This is a genomic window from Serratia sp. BW106 (genome assembly GCF_002607755.1).
Classification (GTDB): domain Bacteria; phylum Pseudomonadota; class Gammaproteobacteria; order Enterobacterales; family Enterobacteriaceae; genus Serratia; species Serratia proteamaculans.
Genome location: NZ_MCGS01000060.1, coordinates 1 through 1,400, shown reverse-complemented (window position 1 = coordinate 1,400; position 1,400 = coordinate 1). Strand labels below are relative to the sequence as shown.

Sequence of the window (1,400 nt, the reverse complement as noted above, 5' to 3'; positions counted from 1 at the left end):
TAACACCGTTCACTTAAGATGTTTTGAGTGAACGGGATACTGGGTTTTTGAGATTCGAACGGCCCTTTCTTTGGGCCGTTTTCTTTTCTCCGGCAGAATGAACTGCTTCACATCTTCCCGCATTTTTCGCAGCTTTGTCGGTATCGCTCCTGGCTTACCCAGCGAACACCAGATTAACTCATCCCTTATCAGTCGCATTGCCATCACGAAGCTTATCCGTAACGGGGAGACTTTCGCTTCTCTGGCTATCTGGCTCATTTCCTGTCTTATCAGGTTATACGCTGTCAGCAGGCCCCACACCTCCTGATAAATCCCCGTCACCTTTTGGCTTCGCAGCAACGTCGCTGTATTCAGCTGGAACTGTTTCAGTTCACCGTAACCGTTTTCTATCACCCAGCGCTCCTGATAAACATTTCGCAATGAAGCGACGGGATAGCGTTCCGCATCCGTCAGTGAAGTGATAAATCCTCTGTAATCACTGGCCCCTTCACATTCTATCAGTCTCGCCTCCCATACTTCCGGCAACGCGTTGTCCTGCTTGCGGGCATGAGCCGAGACCTGCATTTCCACCAGATGATCACCTTCGCTGAACGTTTTCAGTACCCGATATTTTGTGTTGCCTTTCAGCGGCACCAGCCAGTGGGCTTCCGGCTGTTCTCGCTGCCAGTTAATCAGTAATTCTGCTGATAAATAACAACGGTCAAACAGGGTCAGGCTGCACGGTTGCGGGGATAACTGCTTTGCATAGCTGACCTCTCCCGTATTTGCCGGACCGAACCTGACATCGTGGATTAACCGACTGCGCAATGACATTAACGCGCACAACCGGACCATTGGGTACTCGGTATGCCTGTCAGGACGATGCTTTATGTACTCAAAATGCTCGGCCAGCTCCGGAGTGTCGGGTGTGCGAAAAAGTGTGCCATCCACCGCAAATAACCGTAATCCGCACCACAGATCTTCCTTGTCTTCCTGCTGAGTCCAGTGATGTGCCGTCAGATGGAATAATGCTTCAAGCGGGGCATCACTGAGTCGCTGACGGGCCTGAGCGATGGAACTGGCGGCCAGCGAGTTGCCCAGAACAAGGTCGAGCTTTGTCACGACATCAGTGATGGGGCGGTCACGATAAAGTCCCATACCGATAATTAACCAGACAACGAGTTCAGCGGGAAATTTACGCTTTCTGATGCTGGCTTTATCTGTGGATTGAAGGACCTGAGAGATCCATTCAAGAGGGATAGCGCGCTGAAAACAGGAAAGAGAGTCGGGTTCAGCCCAGGTTTGTGTTTCATCCAGCCAGGTAGAAAGCATGAAAAAGCCCCATCAGAAAATGATGAGGCTTATTGTCATACACCTGCAGGATCGTTCAACCGATCATTTTGCTTAACCGATCGGTGTTA

At 50.6% G+C, this 1,400-nt stretch carries 1 protein-coding gene; it reads right to left on the bottom strand.

Annotation, left to right across the window (positions count from 1 at the left end):
* Positions 1-9: 9 nt before the first annotated feature.
* Entirely contained in the window at positions 10-1,311 is a 1,302-nt protein-coding gene (locus BEI65_RS25750; protein WP_099065647.1) for an IS4 family transposase, read from the bottom strand.
* Between the last annotated feature and the right edge of the window lie 89 nt (positions 1,312-1,400).